The sequence below is a fragment of the Streptosporangium sp. NPDC006013 genome, assembly GCF_040614275.1.
Lineage (GTDB): Bacteria > Actinomycetota > Actinomycetes > Streptosporangiales > Streptosporangiaceae > Streptosporangium.
The window spans coordinates 1-14,640 of record NZ_JBEXUE010000250.1 but is presented as its reverse complement, the minus strand read 5'-3'; the positions used below and the strand labels follow the sequence as shown (position 1 = coordinate 14,640).

The window sequence follows — 14,640 nt, the reverse complement described above, 5'->3', positions numbered from 1 at the left end:
AGCACCTGGCCCTGGCGAACCCCGAGCGCACCGTCGCGATCGCCTCGACGAGCCGGACACCGACCGGGGAGATGGTCTACGACGCCGGGCTCGGCGCCCCGCCGCGTGAGGTCACCGTGGTCGGCAAGCACTGCGAGAGCGGCGACGTGCTCGTCCGAGACCTGCCGCTGCCCGCCGACGTACGGCCCGGCGATCTGCTGGCGATCCCCGCCTCGGGGGCCTACCAGCGGTCGATGGCGAGCAACTACAACCATGTGACGCGACCCCCGGTGGTCGCCGTCCGCGACGGGGCCGCCAGGGCGATCGTGCGCCGGGAGACCGAGGAGGACCTGCTCCGCCTCTACCTGTGCTGACGAGTACGGAGCCGGGGCCGGGCGCCACCCGTCAGGCCCACCTCCCCGTCTGACCGGCTCGGACCACGATCGGGCCCTCGCTCTTCGAGCGGGGGCCTGCTCTCGTCCGTCCGCGAGCGGCTCAGGTATCCGTCCGGATAGGCGTTTCGAAGCGGGCCAGCCAGGTGGCGAGGAGTGATTCGAGCTGCGCGGCCTCTTCGGGGGGCAGCTCGTCGAGGAGGCGGCGTTCGTTGCGTATGTGCTCGGTGAACGCCCGGTCGATCAGTTCCTTGCCCACGGCGGTGAGTGCGACCACCCGGCCGCGGCCGTCGCTCTCGCTCGGGCGCCGGGTTACCAGCCCGTCACGTTCGAGCCGGTCGATGCGTTTGGTCATCGCGCCGGTGGTGACCATGGTGAAGGCGGCCAGCTCTCCGGGGGCGCGCTCGAACGGTGCGCCACCGCGCCGCAGAGTGGCGAGGACGTCGAACTCTCCCTCCCCGAGCCCGTACCGCCGGTAGACGACACAGAGCTGTTCGGTGAGGTGCCCGGCCAGGCGGTGCAGGCGCCCGATCACACCCTGCGGGCTCACGTCCAGGTCCGGCCGCTCGCGAGCCCATTCCTGCTGGATGCGGGCTACATGATCCAGAGGTTCGCTCATGTCTGGAGTATAGCTTCCAAGGAAGCTATATTGTCTTCCATGGAAGTTAATTTTCGCTGGGCATTGGTCACGGCGATGGCGCCGATCGCGTGGGGGACGACCTACTTCGTCACCCACCAGTTCCTCCCGCCCGGCTACCCCCTGTACGGGGCGGTCATCAGGGCGCTGCCCGCGGGACTGCTGCTTCTCCTCGTCGGCAGGAAGCTTCCTCGGGGGGCGTGGTGGTGGAAATCCCTGGTCCTCGGCACCATCAACATGAGCGCGTTCTTCGCGCTCGTCTACCTGGCGGCCCAGCTGCTTCCGACGAGCGTCGCCTCGACGATCATGGCGACGTCGCCCGTCGTGATGATGCTGCTGGCCTGGTCGCTGCTCTCGGAGCGCCCGAAGGTCCTGCACCTGACCGGAGCCGGCGTCGGCATCGCGGGTGTCTGCCTCATGCTGTTCACCGGCGCGGCCGCCGTCGACCCCCTGGGCGTGCTCGCGTCCGTCGCGGCCATGGTGATGTCGTCGTTCGGCTTCGTGCTGGCCAAGAGGTGGAGCGCCGAGGTCGACGTGCTGTCGTCGACCTCGTGGCAGCTCATCGCCGGGGGCGTCGTCCTGCTGCCCTTCGCCGTCGCGGTGGAGGGCTCGCCGCCGAGCCTGGACGGACCCGAGATCCTCGGGTTCGGTTATCTCAGCGTCATCGCGACGGCTCTCGCCTTCGTCGCCTGGTTCGCGGGACTGCGGCAACTGTCGGCGGGAACGGTGGGGCTCGTCGGGTTGCTGAACCCGGTGACCGGGGTGCTGCTCGGTACGACGATCGCCGGAGAGGTGCTCACCGCGCAACAGCTCTGCGGGCTGATGCTGACCCTCCTCGGCATCCTCCTCGGGCAGCCCGTCGCGGCCCGCCTCGTCGCGATCAGGCGGCAACGAGGCCGGGCAAGGCCGACGGAACCTGCCCGGCGTCGGGAACGAGCCGGCCGCTGACGGTGCCGTGTGGGTTTACGCCGGTGCCTTCTCCAGGGGGCCACGCATTCCCGCACGCCGATATCGGGCCCGGCCGGTGGTGTTCTTGAGTCGGCCTGCCAACACGGGCGGCCTGCACGGTCGGCTCGGAACGGACTCACGGAGAAATCCGTCCCGAGCCGACGTTTACTCAGACTATTTTAGTAGTAGAGATAAAGGGCGAAGAGAGAGCCCTCGAGATCGCACCTGTAAGCCTGGACGATGCCGCCATTGGTAATGGCTTTGAAACCAGTTTTGTTGCAGTCGTTTCTGTACTGGTAGTGGCCCGCGAGGTGCCAGGATGGGGCGGCCTGCGCGGAGGCCGCCGTGGTGGTGGTGGCTGCGGCGGGGCCGGCCATGGTGCCAACGGCGAGTCCACCGGCTATCAGCGCCGCTGCGGCCAGACGACGAGCTCTCATTTTCTTCCTGCCTTTCGTGAAGAAACACGTGCCACCTGAAAGACGACTCCGGTGAGAATCGCGTCCCGAACACGTGATGTCCTGCCGGCAGAGTGCGTGATCATGCTTGGAAAACGCTTGTGAGCCGCAAGGAAGGCTGGTGGGGCCTGTTGCCCGCCTGGTGCGGTCACTACCTGACCGGCCCGTGGCCTCCCAGTGATCGACAAGCCGCTCGCCAGTCGCGGCCTCTAGCTTCTCTCTGGTCCCGCGCGCTCGAAGCGGCAGGGCGGGAGCAGATCCAGACCCACGCGTGACATCGGGAGGAAGAGCGGATGGCTGCGGCAATCACCGCGATGGCGTTCGGGCAGACCGGATTCCTGGTCGTGGCCCGCGAGGACGGGCGGATCGAGTCCTGGGACATCGGATCCCCCAGCACGGTGCGCGTGGTGCGCGACGGCTCGGAGGACCCGGTGCTGGACCTGGTGACCGACGGCCCGCGGATCCTGGGCGTGTCGGCGCGGCGTGTCATCGCCTGGAACGCGGCCATGGAGGTCGAAGCCGATCATGCGCTCGACCATCCCGCGTACTTCGTCACGGTGACGCCGCGCGACGTGTGGCTGGCTGGTGACTCGCACGTCGCCCGGCTCGACCGCGAGCTGGGCGAGTCGACATGGACGCCGATCGCCGACGGAGAGACCACCGACTTCGACGTCCATCCCTCGGGGCGGCGCCTCGTGGTGGTCAAGGACCGCGTCCGCGTCCGTGTCCACGACGCCCGCACCGGCGTCGAACTCCACGCCTGGGACCGCAGGGGCAGGGACGGCGTCCGGCAGGTGTCGGTGCGCTTCGCCGAGAAGCCCGATCACCTGTGGGAGGCCGACAACCGGAATTGGTGGCTGCGGCGCGTCTCCGCGAAGAGCGGGCGACAGACCAGAGACCGGGACCGGGAGCTGGTCAGCGCATGGGCGGGCCCGCTGGCGTTCAGCCCGGACCGCGGGCATCTGGCGGTCCTGCAGACCGGCTGTGACGTTCAGGTCTGGGACCTGGAGGCCGACGCCGCCGTCTTCTACGTGGAACCGGTAGCCGACCGTTCCCGGGAGAAGGTGCTGGCCTCGCTCAGCCGCGTCCCGACATTCGCGTCCGCGAGCCCGGGAGTCCTCAGGCGGACGGGCAGCCGCCGCCAGCCCGACCGCGACGCGGCGGTGACCGCCCTCGCGGTCGCCGAACGGGGCGCCATGGTGGCCCTCGGCGGACGCGACGGCGTCGTCCACCGCTGCGACACCGCGACCGGAGCGATCGAGCGGCTCGGCGAGCCCCGACTCCTGGCACCTCCACGAGGCGCGACGGTCACCCGGTGGACCGGAGGCGTCGCGCACGGCGTCCGCGACGGCGAGCACTGGATCGTCCGCGAGGGCACGCTCGCCAGGCTCGACTTCGAGCGGCCGGACCGGATGCGGGGGGTGGCCCTGGAGGACTTCCCCGCTCTCGACAGGTTCGTCGGCCGCCAGGCCACGCTGTTCTTCCGCGGCGACCTCGTCTGGCACGCGACCTGGGACACGCTGCGGGCCTGGGAGGTGGCGACAGGACGGCTCGTGTGGCACGCCCAGACCCCGGGGCCGCCACGGATCGCGGGCGACACCGCCTACATGATCGACGGCCACTACCACCCCCGGCCCGGTTTCCCCCTGCTGCGAATCGATCTGAACACCCGTGAGACGACGGACCCCCAGCACTTTGCGATCGACGAGGCGTCCATCGACCTGAGCATCGCTCCGGTCAACTGGCCGAGGATCTCCGCGATCGGGCCGCACATCGTGCTGGAGACCTACTCCCGCCCGGAACGGGCGTTCCTGATCGATCCCGAGCGATGCCTCCTGCTCCACGAACTGCCTCGGGACATCGGCCGGGACCCGCACGACGGCCGCCGTGTGCTGCACCGGATCGACGGCGGCTATGCGGTGATCGATCTGGAGAACCCGGCCGCCCCGCCGGGGACCCGTCGGTTCCCCGACCCGATCGGCGCCGTCCACTGGCATCAGGAGATCGGTGCCGACCGCGTCATCGGGTGGGACCGCGGCGCGCGGCGCGTCGTCGTCGCCCGCACGGGCGGTGAACTCCTCGGCCACTTCGTCGGCCACGGTGAGGAGGTGTCGGCCTTCTTCGTCTCGCCCGACGAGCGCACCCTCCTGTCGGTCGACCGCGCGGGCTTCGTCCGCGCATGGCACCTGGACCGGTAGTGCTTCGTCAGGTCGGCGTGTCGTGGGGTTGCCGGGTTTTGTTCATCACCGCGCCGCGACTCGACCCAGAAGCGGCTGCGCCGGCCTGACCCTCTACCAGGTCATCCGCGAGCTACAACTGCTGCTCGCAACCTGGACCGGTGCATGCCCGACCTGCCCCCGAACGATGAAACCGTTACGTCGCAACGGCTATCGACAGACCTGACAAAGCATTACCAGTCGAAATCGCCGGTTTTGGGAATCTCGGAATGGTATCGGACAGTCTCCGGGACGTACGGCGAGAAGGTCCGAAAGGTGGACCTGTGGGTTAGCGGAAAGGGCGTCGTGATGCAGTCGACCAGAAAGTCAGCGGAGATCTTCCTGCGCAGAGAAGCCGAATCGGTTTCGCTCGCACGGGAAATGGTTCTCGATCTCCTCGGCGCCGATCATCCGGCCTACGAGCAGGTGCGGCTGGCCGTCTCCGAGATCACCACGAACGCCGTCGAACACTCGGAATCCGGCCCGGTGGGGGATCTGGTCATGGTCGTCCTGAAGATGGTCAACGACTTCGTCCAGATAGAGGTCACCGACCCCGGTTCCGAGTCCAGAAAACCGCACATAAGGGAGAATCAATCCACGAATGCGGAAGACGGACGAGGGCTTTTCATCGTCAACCAGCTTTCATCGGGAAACTGGGGCATTCGCGACTTCGGGGCTGGCGGCCGGACGGTATGGTGTGCGATCCCGGCGAATCCCTCAGGCTCCGATGAAACTCCCATGGATACGTATGCCATTCCCGCCGTCCAGCCGGAGGCGTAGCATTCGGTGATTTTCTTCAAGCGAGGAATGCGCTCAAAACCTGGTCCTCGACAGGCGCGGTGTGTACGTCTTCCTTCGGCAGAGCAGCCCCGAACCTGAATCGGCGGGGCCGCCGCCTCCACGCCGGGCGAGGCGTGGCTGTGAGCTTCTCTCCAGGCCCTGTCCCCGCCGCGGTTCCCTCCTCCGTCTTGCGAGGCACCACCTGGCCGATCCTCGCCACGGCAGGATCCGCCAGGCAGGGCCCGGTATGTTTCGGCTTTCTGCTCTGACAGGTCACGGATGTGGCGCTGAGATGTCCCACAGTCGTGTCGCGCCATCGTGGCCGGCGGTGGCCAGCAGGCGGCCGTCGGGGTGGAAGGCCACCGAGGCGACGACTCCGAGATGGCCGCTGAACAGGGCGAGGGGCCGGCCGGTGGCGGTGTCCCACAGTCGCGCCGTGCGATCGGCGCCCCCGGTGGCCAGTAGGTGGCCCTCGGGGTGGAAGGCCACCGACCAGATGTAGTCGCCATGGCCGGCCAGTGGGACGCCGACGGGTTTTCCGGTGGTGGTGTCCCACAGCAGTACGGTGCCGTCCTCGCCCGCGGTGGCCAGCAGGTGGCCGTCGGGGTGGAAGGCCAGCGTGTGGACCGGCTTGGTGTGATTGAACAGGGCGACGGTCTGGCCGGTGGCGTCCCACAACCGTACGGTGCCGTCCTCGCTCGCGGTGGCCAGGTAGTGGCCGGCGGGGTGGAAGGCCGCCGACCAGATGGTGTCGGTGTGGCCGGTGAACAGGGCAATGAGCCTGCAGGTGGAGACCTCCCACAGCCGTACCCCGTAATCCCAGCCCGCGGTGGCCAGCAGGTGGCCGTCGGGATGGAAGGCCACCGTGTGAACAGATCTGATGTGGCCGGACAGGGGAGTGCCGACGGGTTGGCCGGTGGTGGTGTCCCACAGCCGTGCCGCGTCGTCCGCACCGGCGGTGGCCAGTAGGTGGCCGTCGGGATGGAAGGCCACCGACCGGACGATGTCGGTGTGGCCGGTGAGCGGGATACCGACGGGCCGGCCGGTGGTGGTGTCCCACAACCGTGCTGTGCTCTTGGCTTCGGTGTCCCACAGCCGCGTGTGGTCGCTGTCAGGGGGGAGGGGCGTGGTGTCGGCGTGGCCGGTGAGCGGGATACCGACGGGCCGGTCGGTGCTGGTGTCCCACAGTTGCGCCGTGTCGTCCCAACCGGCGGTGGCCAGCAGGTGGCCGCCGGGGTGGAAGGCCACCGCGCGGACGGACGCCCAAGAGCTGTGCCGGATGAAGGCGGAGTGCTCGCGGACGCCGTCGGGCGGGGCGGCTCGCGGGGGCAGGCCGACGTCGGCAAGCCTCTGCTTGACCTCTTCGGCCAGCTCGGAATCGAAGCCCTCGATGGCCAGCAGATCCCGTTCGCCGAAGGCGGTCAGCTCGCCGCAGGTGTGGATGCCCGCGCGTTTGAGGCGGTTGTACGCACGGACCTTGAGGTTGAGTTCCTCGATGGGCAGAGCCAGGTCGCCGCCCGACGAGTACCCCGAGCACAGTGAGTCATGGTCCGTTGTCCATGACTGGCGCAGTGACACCGTGGACCTTCCTTAAGATCACACTCTCCCCGGCGAGAGTCTTTCCACCGCCTGCCGAGGTGTCAACCCGCGCCGTTCTCCAGGGCTGCTCGTGCCACGGCCGGCCGACCGCTGTTCGGTGGCCCGGGTGAGTCCGGCTTCGACGGGGCGGGTGGTCGCTCCCGAGGTGATCGGCGAGGGTCGTTCGGCGGTGAGGGGCCCGTGGACACGTTCCGTCACGGGCGTCCGGGGATCCGGCTCGGGTCACGACTTGAAACCTACTAAACCGGTATGGAAGTATGGTTTTTATGTTCGCGGCACTGACCACGTACAACAGGCGTCGCGTGCCGGAAATCGATCTGGTGCGCTGCCTGTTCGTCGACTTCGTACGGACCGACGGCGCCATCTGTCGCTGAGGCCACCCATCACCGAGCGTCAACGACGGCCCCGTGGGTCTGTCGTGAAGCCGCCGATCAGCCGTCCTCACCCGCCCTGACCGCGACGTCGCGGGGGGCACCTCGTCTCTTTCTCCATCCGTCTGGCGAGCACGCCGTAGGAGATCTTTCGCATGGCCCTTGTCGTAGCAGTCATCGGCGGCCCGACCCCGGGTTCCGCCACCGCGGCCCTCGCCGAGAACGTCGCCGAGCGGCTGGAGTTGGAGGGCCACACCACGGTGCTGATCAGCCCGGCGGACCTGCCGCCCGCGGCGCTGATCGCCGGGGACTCCGCCGATCCGCAGATCCGTTCCGCGATCGAGTTGATCGAGCAGGCGGACGGGGTCGTGGTGGCCACCCCGATCTTCCAGGCGTCCTACTCGGGGCTGCTCAAGACCTTCCTGGACGTGCTGCCGCCGGGCGCGCTGGCGGGCAAGGTCGCGCTGCCGCTGGCCAACGGCGGCAGCCGGGCGCACCTGCTGGCCGTCGACTACACGTTGCGGCCGGTGCTGAGCGCGCTGGGCTGTCCGCAGGTGGGGCCGGGGGCGTTCGTGCTCGACACCGACATCGTCCGGCACTCCTGCGGGGTCGGCCTGACCGGCGCGAGCGAGTCCCGCGTCGCGGCGGTCTGCCGCCAGTTCGCCCACACCCTGATCCCCGACCAGACCTCCGTCCGGTCCTCCGACCGGTCACTGTTCTGACCTCGGCCTCTCTCTCCCGCACCGACCTTCCCAGGTCGTCCTTTTGACAAGGGTTTCTCATGTTCGGATATCCGTTGTTCTCGACTTCCCCCGTCCGGGCGGCAGCCGCAGGGGCCGCGCTCGCGCTGCTGGCCGCCGGCTGCTCCTCGGGCGGTGAGGCCACCGCGGGCGCGAGCGGCGCCGGCAGCGGCGCGCCGGTGCAGGGCGGCAAGCTGACCATCGCGGTCTCCAGCTTCCAGCCGTGCCTGGACGTCTCGCTCACCGGCGGCCGCAACAGCACGGTCACCCACCAGATCCTGGACACCCTCACCGACCAGGACCCGAAGACGGGCGAGATCATCCCTCGGCTGGCCACCAAGTGGGAGGTGAACGACGACTACACCGCCTTCACCTTCCACCTGCGCGAGGGCGTGACCTTCAGCGACGGCAGCCCCCTGGACGCCAAGGTGGTCGCCGACAACTTCAGCACGCTCGCCAAGCTGGTCGGCGAGGGCAAGACCGACACCCTGACGCTGAACGCGCTCAACAGCTTCTCCGGCGCCGAGGTGGTCGACCCCCTGACCGTCAAACTGAACTTCAAGCTGCCGGAACTGGGCTTCCTGCGCAACGCCAGCGACCCCTACCTGGCGATCCTGTCGGCGTCCACGCTGGCCACGACCACCGAGGAGCGCTGCGCGGGCAAGCTGGTCGGCACCGGCCCCTTCGTCTTCGACCAGATCGTCAAGGACAAGTCCATCACCCTCAAGCGCCGCGCGGACTACAACTGGGGCGCCGAGGGCGTGGTGGCGCACCAGGGGCCGTCGTACCTGGAGGGCATCGTCTTCGAGGCGGTGCCCGAGTCGGGGGTGCGAGTCGGTGGCCTGGTCAGCGGCCAGTTCGACATCAGCGACGACATCCCGATCACCGACCTGCCGCAGCTGCGCTCGGCCGGGCAGACGATCGTCTCGAAGGTGGTGCCCAACCTGGTCCCGGGCATGCGCCCCAACCCGTACAGCCCGCTGGGCTCCGACGACGCGGTCAGGCGGGCCATCCTCAAGGGCACCGACCGCAAGGAGATCACCGAGACCCTCTACCCGGAGATCTACAAGGCCCCGACCAGCATCGTCTCCTCCGGCACCGCCGGGTGGAAGGACTTCGGCGCAGACCTCGCCTACGACCCCGAGGGTGCCAAGAAGATCCTCGACGAGGCGGGCTGGAAGCCGGGCGCCGACGGGGTCAGGGAGAAGGACGGCGTACGCCTGGAACCGAAGATCACCTACATCATCGGCAACTTCTTCGGCGCCACCCAGCAGGAACTGGAGCTCGCCCAGCAGCAGCTCGCCAGGATCGGGGTGAAGGTCGAGATCAAGGCCAACACCCCCGCCGACAACGCCGCGATGCTCAAGGACATCTCCAAGGCCGACTACGACTTCCTCACCGGCTCGGGCGCCAGCAAGGACATCGACTTCCTCGCCGGACTGTTCAAGAAGAGCAACTCCGCGCTGCTCAACGCCGAGCAGCCCGAGCTGGAGGCCGTCGCCGACGCGCTGAACGAGGCGGCCACCCCCGAGGCCCGCACGAAGGCCGCCGACGACCTGCAGAAGTACGTCATCGACCACGGCCACTGGATCCCGCTGCGCGAGCAGACCAAGGTCGTCGCGGTCTCCCCGAAGGTCAGGGGCTACGTCCTCGACACCTACGCCGCGCACTTCTTCCACGACACCTGGCTGGCCGGCTGACCATGGCCCGCTACCTGCTGCGCCGCGCGGCCCAGGGCGCCTTCGTGCTCTGGGCGGCCTTCACCGCCGGCTTCGTGATCCTCTACCTGCTGCCCAGCGACCCGGTGGAGATCATGCTCGCCTCCACCGGGTCCATGGGCGAGCTCGATCCCGGGGCGGTGGCCGCGCTGCGCGCCGAGTACCACGTCGACGAGCCGTTCTACGTCCAGTACGGCATCGCGCTGTGGCGGTTCGTCCAGGGCGACTTCGGAACCTCCATTCCCCAGCGGCTGCCGGTCACCGAGCTGATCGGCCAGGCGCTGCCGGAGACCCTGGGCCTGGCCGCGCTGGCCTTCGCCATCGCCGTGCTGCTCGGCGGGGGCCTGGCCCTGCTCACCGGCTACCTGCGCGGGGGACGGCTGCGGCGGCTGCTGCTGTCGCTGCCCCCGCTGCTGGTGTCGATCCCGTCGTTCTGGGCGGGGCTGATCCTGCTGCAGGTCTTCTCGTTCCGGCTCGGCTGGTTTCCCGCGATCGGCAACCGGGGCTTCGCCTCGGTGGTGCTGCCCGCGGTGACGCTGGCCCTGCCCACCGCGGCGATCATCGCCCAGGTCCTGATCAAGAGTCTCCGCCAGACCTGGGACGAGGCGTTCGTGGTCACCGCCACCGCCAAGGGCGCCTCCAGGCTGCGCGTCCTCTTCGTCGACGTGCTGCGCCACGCGAGCCTGCCGAGCCTCACCCTGGTCGGCATGACGGTCGGCAACATGCTGGCCGGGGCGATCGTGGTCGAGACGGTCTTCTCCCGGCTGGGGGTGGGCCGCCTGGTCGAGCAGGCCGTCGCCGCGCAGGACATCCCGATGATCCAGGGCCTGGTCGTGCTGTCGGCCCTCGTCTTCGTGGTGGTGAACCTGGTGGTCGACGCCGTCTACCCGCTGCTCGATCCGCGCATCCGGCCGTCACGAGCGGCCACGTGAAGGAGCTGAGCGTGTCCGATCCCGCCACGACCCTGCCCGGCGGCCCCGCGCCGCAGGGACCATCCGGACCCGAGGCGCCGATCCTCCCGCCTGACCCCGGCTCCGGTCTCGGACCCGGCCCTGTCTCCGTCTCCGGTTCCGGCCCTGTCTCCGAATCCGACCCCGAGCCCGGTTCAGGCCCCGACTTCGGGCCCGACACCGCCTCCGCTCCCGGACCCGACCGGCCGCGCCGTGGCGCCGGCGGGGTCCGCGCGGTCGCGCGGCGCCCCGGGCTGGTGCTCTCCGTGCTGTTCCTGGCGCTGGTGCTGGCCTGGGCGCTGGTACCCGGGATCTTCGCCCCCTTCGACCCGCTGGTCGGCTCGCCGAAGGACAAGCTGCTGCCCCCGAACGGCACCTACTGGTTCGGCACCGACCACCTCGGGCGCGACCTGTTCTCCCGGGTCGTGCACGGGTCCTCGCTCTCGCTGACCGCGACCGCCCTGGCGGTGCTGGTCGGATTCCTGGTCGGGTCGTCCCTGGGACTGCTCTCGGGGTACGTGGGCGGCCGGTTCGACGACGCCGTCATGCGCTGCGTCGACGTACTGCTGTCGATTCCGGGGCTGCTGCTCTCGCTGGCCGTGGTCACCGTGCTGGGTTTCGGCACGCTGAACGTGGCGGTCGCGGTCGGTGTGGCGGCGGTGGCCGGTTTCGCCCGGGTGATGCGGGCCGACGTGCTGCGTGCCCGCACCCAGGTGTTCGTCGAGGCGGCCGAGGCACTGGGCGTCGGCCGGTGGAGATCCCTCATCCGCCATGTGCTGCCGCACGCCGCGGGCTCGGTGCTGGTGATGGCCGCCCTGGAGTTCGGTACGGCCATCCTGGCGGTCTCCTCGCTGAGCTTCCTCGGCTTCGGCGCGCCGCCGCCCGCTCCCGAGTGGGGGTCGCTGGTCTCCGAGGGGCGTAACTACCTGGTGAGCGCCTGGTGGCTGACCACCCTGCCCGGCGCGGTGATCGTGGCGACCATGCTGGCGACCAACCGGGTCGCCCGCGCCCTGGACACCGGCAGGGGAGACGACCGATGAGTACACAGCCCCTGCTGCGCCTGACCGGCCTGCGGGTCGGGTACGGGCCGGCCCGGCGCGGTGGTGACCGGCACGAGACGGACGCGGTACGCGGCGTCAGCCTGCGGGTGGACCGGGGAGAGGTGGTGGCACTGGTGGGCGAGTCCGGCTCGGGCAAGTCCTCCACCGCGCACGCCGTCAACGGGCTGCTACCCGCCACCGGGCGGATCAGCGCGGGACAGGTCCACTTCGGCGGACAGGACATCACCGGCTGGCCGGACCGCGCGATGCGCCACCTGCGCGGCGCCGAGATCGGGTTCATCCCCCAGGACCCGGCGGTCGCGCTCAACCCGGTACGGCGCATCGGGCACCAGGTGGCCGACGTGCTGCTGCTGCACGGCCGGGCCACCCGGAGGAACGTCCGGGGGCTGGTCGAGACGATCCTGGAGGAGGCCGGGCTGCCGCACCCCGCCGACTACGCCCGCCGCTACCCGCACGAGCTGTCGGGCGGCATGCGCCAGCGCGTGCTGATCGGCATCGCGCTGGCCTGCACGCCCCGGCTGATCATCGCCGACGAGCCGACCAGCGCGCTCGACGTCACCGTCCAGCGCCGCATCCTGGACCACATCCAGCGCCTGACCTCGGCGAACGGCACCGCCGTGCTGCTGATCACCCACGATCTGGGGGTGGCCGCCGACCGGGCGGACCGGATCGTGGTCATGCGGGAGGGGCAGGTCGTGGAGGAGGGGCCGACCGAGCGGATTCTCGGCGACCCCCGGCACGCCTACACCCGCCGCCTGCTCGGCGCGGTCCCCACCCTGACCGGGCCGACACTGATCGCCACCTCGTCACCGCGTCAGGCTGCCCCTGGACCGAGTTCCGAGGCGGAGGCGGAGTCTCTGGAGGCGCGCTCGCATCCGGAACCGCGTCTGGAGTCGCGATCACGTCCCGAGGCCGGGCCGAACCCGGAGGCATACCCGCAATCGCGTCCGCGCCCGGAGAGCGACATGGAGACTGACACGGAGAAGACACCGGAAAGCGGGACCGTACCGGCGCCGCTGCTGGAGCTGCGGGGTGTCACCAAGGAGTTCAGGCGCGCCGCCTCGGTGACCGTCGCGGTCAGCGACGTGGACCTCGTCGTCGGCCGGGGCCGCACGGTCGGCCTGGTCGGAGAGTCGGGCTCCGGCAAGTCCACCACCGCGCGGATGGCGCTGCGGCTGGAGACCCCCACCCGGGGACGGGTCCTGTTCGACGGGGTGGACATCACCACGGCCACCCGCAGGACGCTGCGTCCGCTGCGGCGGCGCTTTCAGCCCGTCTACCAGAACCCGTTCGCCTCCCTGGACCCGAGGCTCTCGGTCGCGGCGCTCATCGACGAGCCACTGGACGCGTTCGGCGAGGGGGACCGCGCCGCCCGGCGCCGCCGGGCCGCCGAGCTCGTCGACCAGGTCGCGCTGCCCTCGTCGGTTCTCGACCGGCACGCCACCGAGCTGTCCGGCGGACAGCGGCAGCGAGTGGCCATCGCCAGGGCGCTGGCGCTCCGCCCCGAGCTGATGGTCCTCGACGAGCCCGTCTCGGCGCTGGACGTCTCCGTGCAGGACCAGATCCTGCGGCTGCTGGTCGAGCTGCAGGTGCGGCTGGGGCTGAGCTACCTGTTCATCTCCCACGATCTGGCGGTCGTCCGCCAGATCTCGCACGAGGTCACGATCCTGCGCGCCGGCTCCGTGGTCGAGAGCGGGCCGGCCGAGCGCGTCTTCGACAACCCGCACCACACCTACACGAAGGAACTCCTCATGGCGGTACCCGGACAGCTGAAGCCCGGCGCGGACGCGAGCCCCCGATGGTGAGCCCGCTGACCGGCGCGCGTACCGAACGGCAGATCCTCGCCGCGCTGCAGGAACTGGTTCCGGCGATCTCCGCCCGGGTCGCGGGGGAGGACCGGCCGCACGCGGAGACCTTCGCCGACCTCAGGGCGGCGGGCCTGCCCTCCTTCGTCATCCCGGCCGCGTACGGGGGAGGGGGCGCCACCCTGCCCCAGGCCGGCCGGGTGATCCGGACCCTCGCCGCCGCCGACGCCTCGGCCGCGCTGGTCCTGACCATGCACTACATCCACGGCACACGCCTGCTCTCGCCGCACGTCCCCGGCCGGGGAGCCGCCGAGCTGGGCCGTACCCTCGCCGCCACCGACGGCCTGGTCAACTTCGCCAGCAGCGAGCGGCTGAGCGGCGCCCCCAGCCGGGGCGGCGCGGTCCAGACCCGCGCCTCTCGCGGGGACGACGGGTCGTGGCTGCTGAGCGGCCACAAGCGCTACGTCACCGGCAGCATCGCCCTGGATCACCTGCTGGTGTCGGCCACAGTGGACAACGACGGCGACGACGACACCGCCGCCGAGCCCGTGGCGCGCACCTTCGTCGTCCCGGCCGATGCGGACGGTGTGCGGATCGAGCCGACCTGGGACACCTTCGGCATGCGCGGATCGGCCTCGCACGACGTCATCCTCGACGGCGTCACCGTCCCCGCGGACGCCGTCGCCGAGGCGTACGACCCCGAGGTGGCCCCGGAGATCACCCGTACCTTCGGCGCCTGGTGGGCGCTGCTGCTGGCCTCGATCCACCTGGGCATCGCCGAGGCGGCCCGCGAGGTGGCCCTCGCGTTCGCCACCGGTCCCCGAGGCGACGGCCGTCCGGGCAGCCGCGCCGAGCAGCCCCGCACCCAGGAGCACGCCGCGCGTATCGAGCTGGCCCTGCTCCAGGCGCGCCTGCTGCTGGAGGACGCCCTGCACCGGTGCGATGGTGTCCCGGAACCCGCCGACGTCGTTCAGGCCACCGCCACCAAG

12 protein-coding genes and 1 pseudogene are annotated in these 14,640 nt (G+C 70.3%); 10 read left to right on the top strand and 3 right to left on the bottom strand.

All coding sequences use genetic code 11. The features are described 5' to 3' along the window. Positions 1 to 353, top strand: a pseudogene (locus tag ABZ260_RS31080) (hypothetical protein); the annotation flags it as partial. Positions 354 to 474: 121 nt separating this feature from the next. Here the strand turns inward: ABZ260_RS31080 and ABZ260_RS31075 are convergent. After that, on the bottom strand, positions 475 to 990 hold the full coding sequence (locus ABZ260_RS31075) for a MarR family transcriptional regulator (RefSeq protein ID WP_355624936.1): 516 nt from the start codon (positions 988 to 990) through the stop codon (positions 475 to 477). 39 nt (positions 991 to 1,029) lie between these two features. Here ABZ260_RS31075 and ABZ260_RS31070 point away from each other — a divergent pair, with 39 nt between their 5' ends. Continuing rightward, positions 1,030 to 1,956, top strand: coding sequence for an EamA family transporter (locus tag ABZ260_RS31070; RefSeq protein ID WP_355624934.1), 927 nt, complete (start codon positions 1,030 to 1,032; stop codon positions 1,954 to 1,956). A 179-nt stretch (positions 1,957 to 2,135) separates the two neighbouring features. Here ABZ260_RS31070 and ABZ260_RS31065 read toward each other — a convergent pair whose 3' ends face one another. Beyond that, complete coding sequence (locus ABZ260_RS31065; protein WP_355624932.1) at positions 2,136 to 2,393, bottom strand: hypothetical protein; 258 nt, start codon at positions 2,391 to 2,393, stop codon at positions 2,136 to 2,138. Positions 2,394 to 2,704: 311 nt separating this feature from the next. Here ABZ260_RS31065 and ABZ260_RS31060 point away from each other — a divergent pair, with 311 nt between their 5' ends. Beyond that, positions 2,705 to 4,609 (top strand): WD40 repeat domain-containing protein, encoded by a 1,905-nt coding sequence (locus tag ABZ260_RS31060; protein WP_355624930.1) that lies wholly within the window; start codon positions 2,705 to 2,707, stop codon positions 4,607 to 4,609. A 144-nt stretch (positions 4,610 to 4,753) separates the two neighbouring features. Further along, on the top strand, positions 4,754 to 5,407 hold the full coding sequence (locus ABZ260_RS31055; protein ID WP_355624928.1) for an ATP-binding protein: 654 nt from the start codon (positions 4,754 to 4,756) through the stop codon (positions 5,405 to 5,407). Between the two features lie 273 nt (positions 5,408 to 5,680). Here the strand turns inward: ABZ260_RS31055 and ABZ260_RS31050 are convergent, their stop codons facing one another. After that, entirely contained in the window at positions 5,681 to 6,985 is a 1,305-nt protein-coding gene (locus ABZ260_RS31050; RefSeq protein WP_355624926.1) for a DNA-directed RNA polymerase subunit alpha C-terminal domain-containing protein, read from the bottom strand. A gap of 547 nt (positions 6,986 to 7,532) precedes the next feature. Between ABZ260_RS31050 and ABZ260_RS31045 the strand changes: the two genes are divergently transcribed. The 6 genes from ABZ260_RS31045 to ABZ260_RS31020 all read left to right on the top strand — a co-directional run. Continuing rightward, on the top strand, positions 7,533 to 8,099 hold the full coding sequence (locus tag ABZ260_RS31045; RefSeq protein ID WP_355624924.1) for an NAD(P)H-dependent oxidoreductase: 567 nt from the start codon (positions 7,533 to 7,535) through the stop codon (positions 8,097 to 8,099). A gap of 74 nt (positions 8,100 to 8,173) precedes the next feature. Then, positions 8,174 to 9,817 carry an ABC transporter substrate-binding protein gene (locus ABZ260_RS31040; RefSeq protein WP_355624922.1) on the top strand — a complete coding sequence of 548 codons (1,644 nt, stop codon included), beginning with the start codon at positions 8,174 to 8,176 and terminating at the stop codon, positions 9,815 to 9,817. Between the two features lie 2 nt (positions 9,818 to 9,819). Next, positions 9,820 to 10,767 (top strand): ABC transporter permease, encoded by a 948-nt coding sequence (locus ABZ260_RS31035; protein WP_355624920.1) that lies wholly within the window; start codon positions 9,820 to 9,822, stop codon positions 10,765 to 10,767. 11 nt (positions 10,768 to 10,778) lie between these two features. Continuing rightward, positions 10,779 to 11,825 (top strand): ABC transporter permease, encoded by a 1,047-nt coding sequence (locus ABZ260_RS31030; RefSeq protein WP_355624918.1) that lies wholly within the window; start codon positions 10,779 to 10,781, stop codon positions 11,823 to 11,825. Further along, positions 11,822 to 13,651: a dipeptide ABC transporter ATP-binding protein gene (locus ABZ260_RS31025; RefSeq protein ID WP_355624916.1), complete on the top strand. Its 1,830-nt coding sequence runs from the start codon at positions 11,822 to 11,824 to the stop codon at positions 13,649 to 13,651. The genes ABZ260_RS31030 and ABZ260_RS31025 overlap by 4 nt, the downstream gene beginning before the upstream one ends. Further along, on the top strand, positions 13,645 to 14,640 hold a 996-nt coding region (locus tag ABZ260_RS31020; protein ID WP_355624914.1), incomplete at its 3' end, for an acyl-CoA dehydrogenase family protein. The genes ABZ260_RS31025 and ABZ260_RS31020, both read left to right, overlap by 7 nt.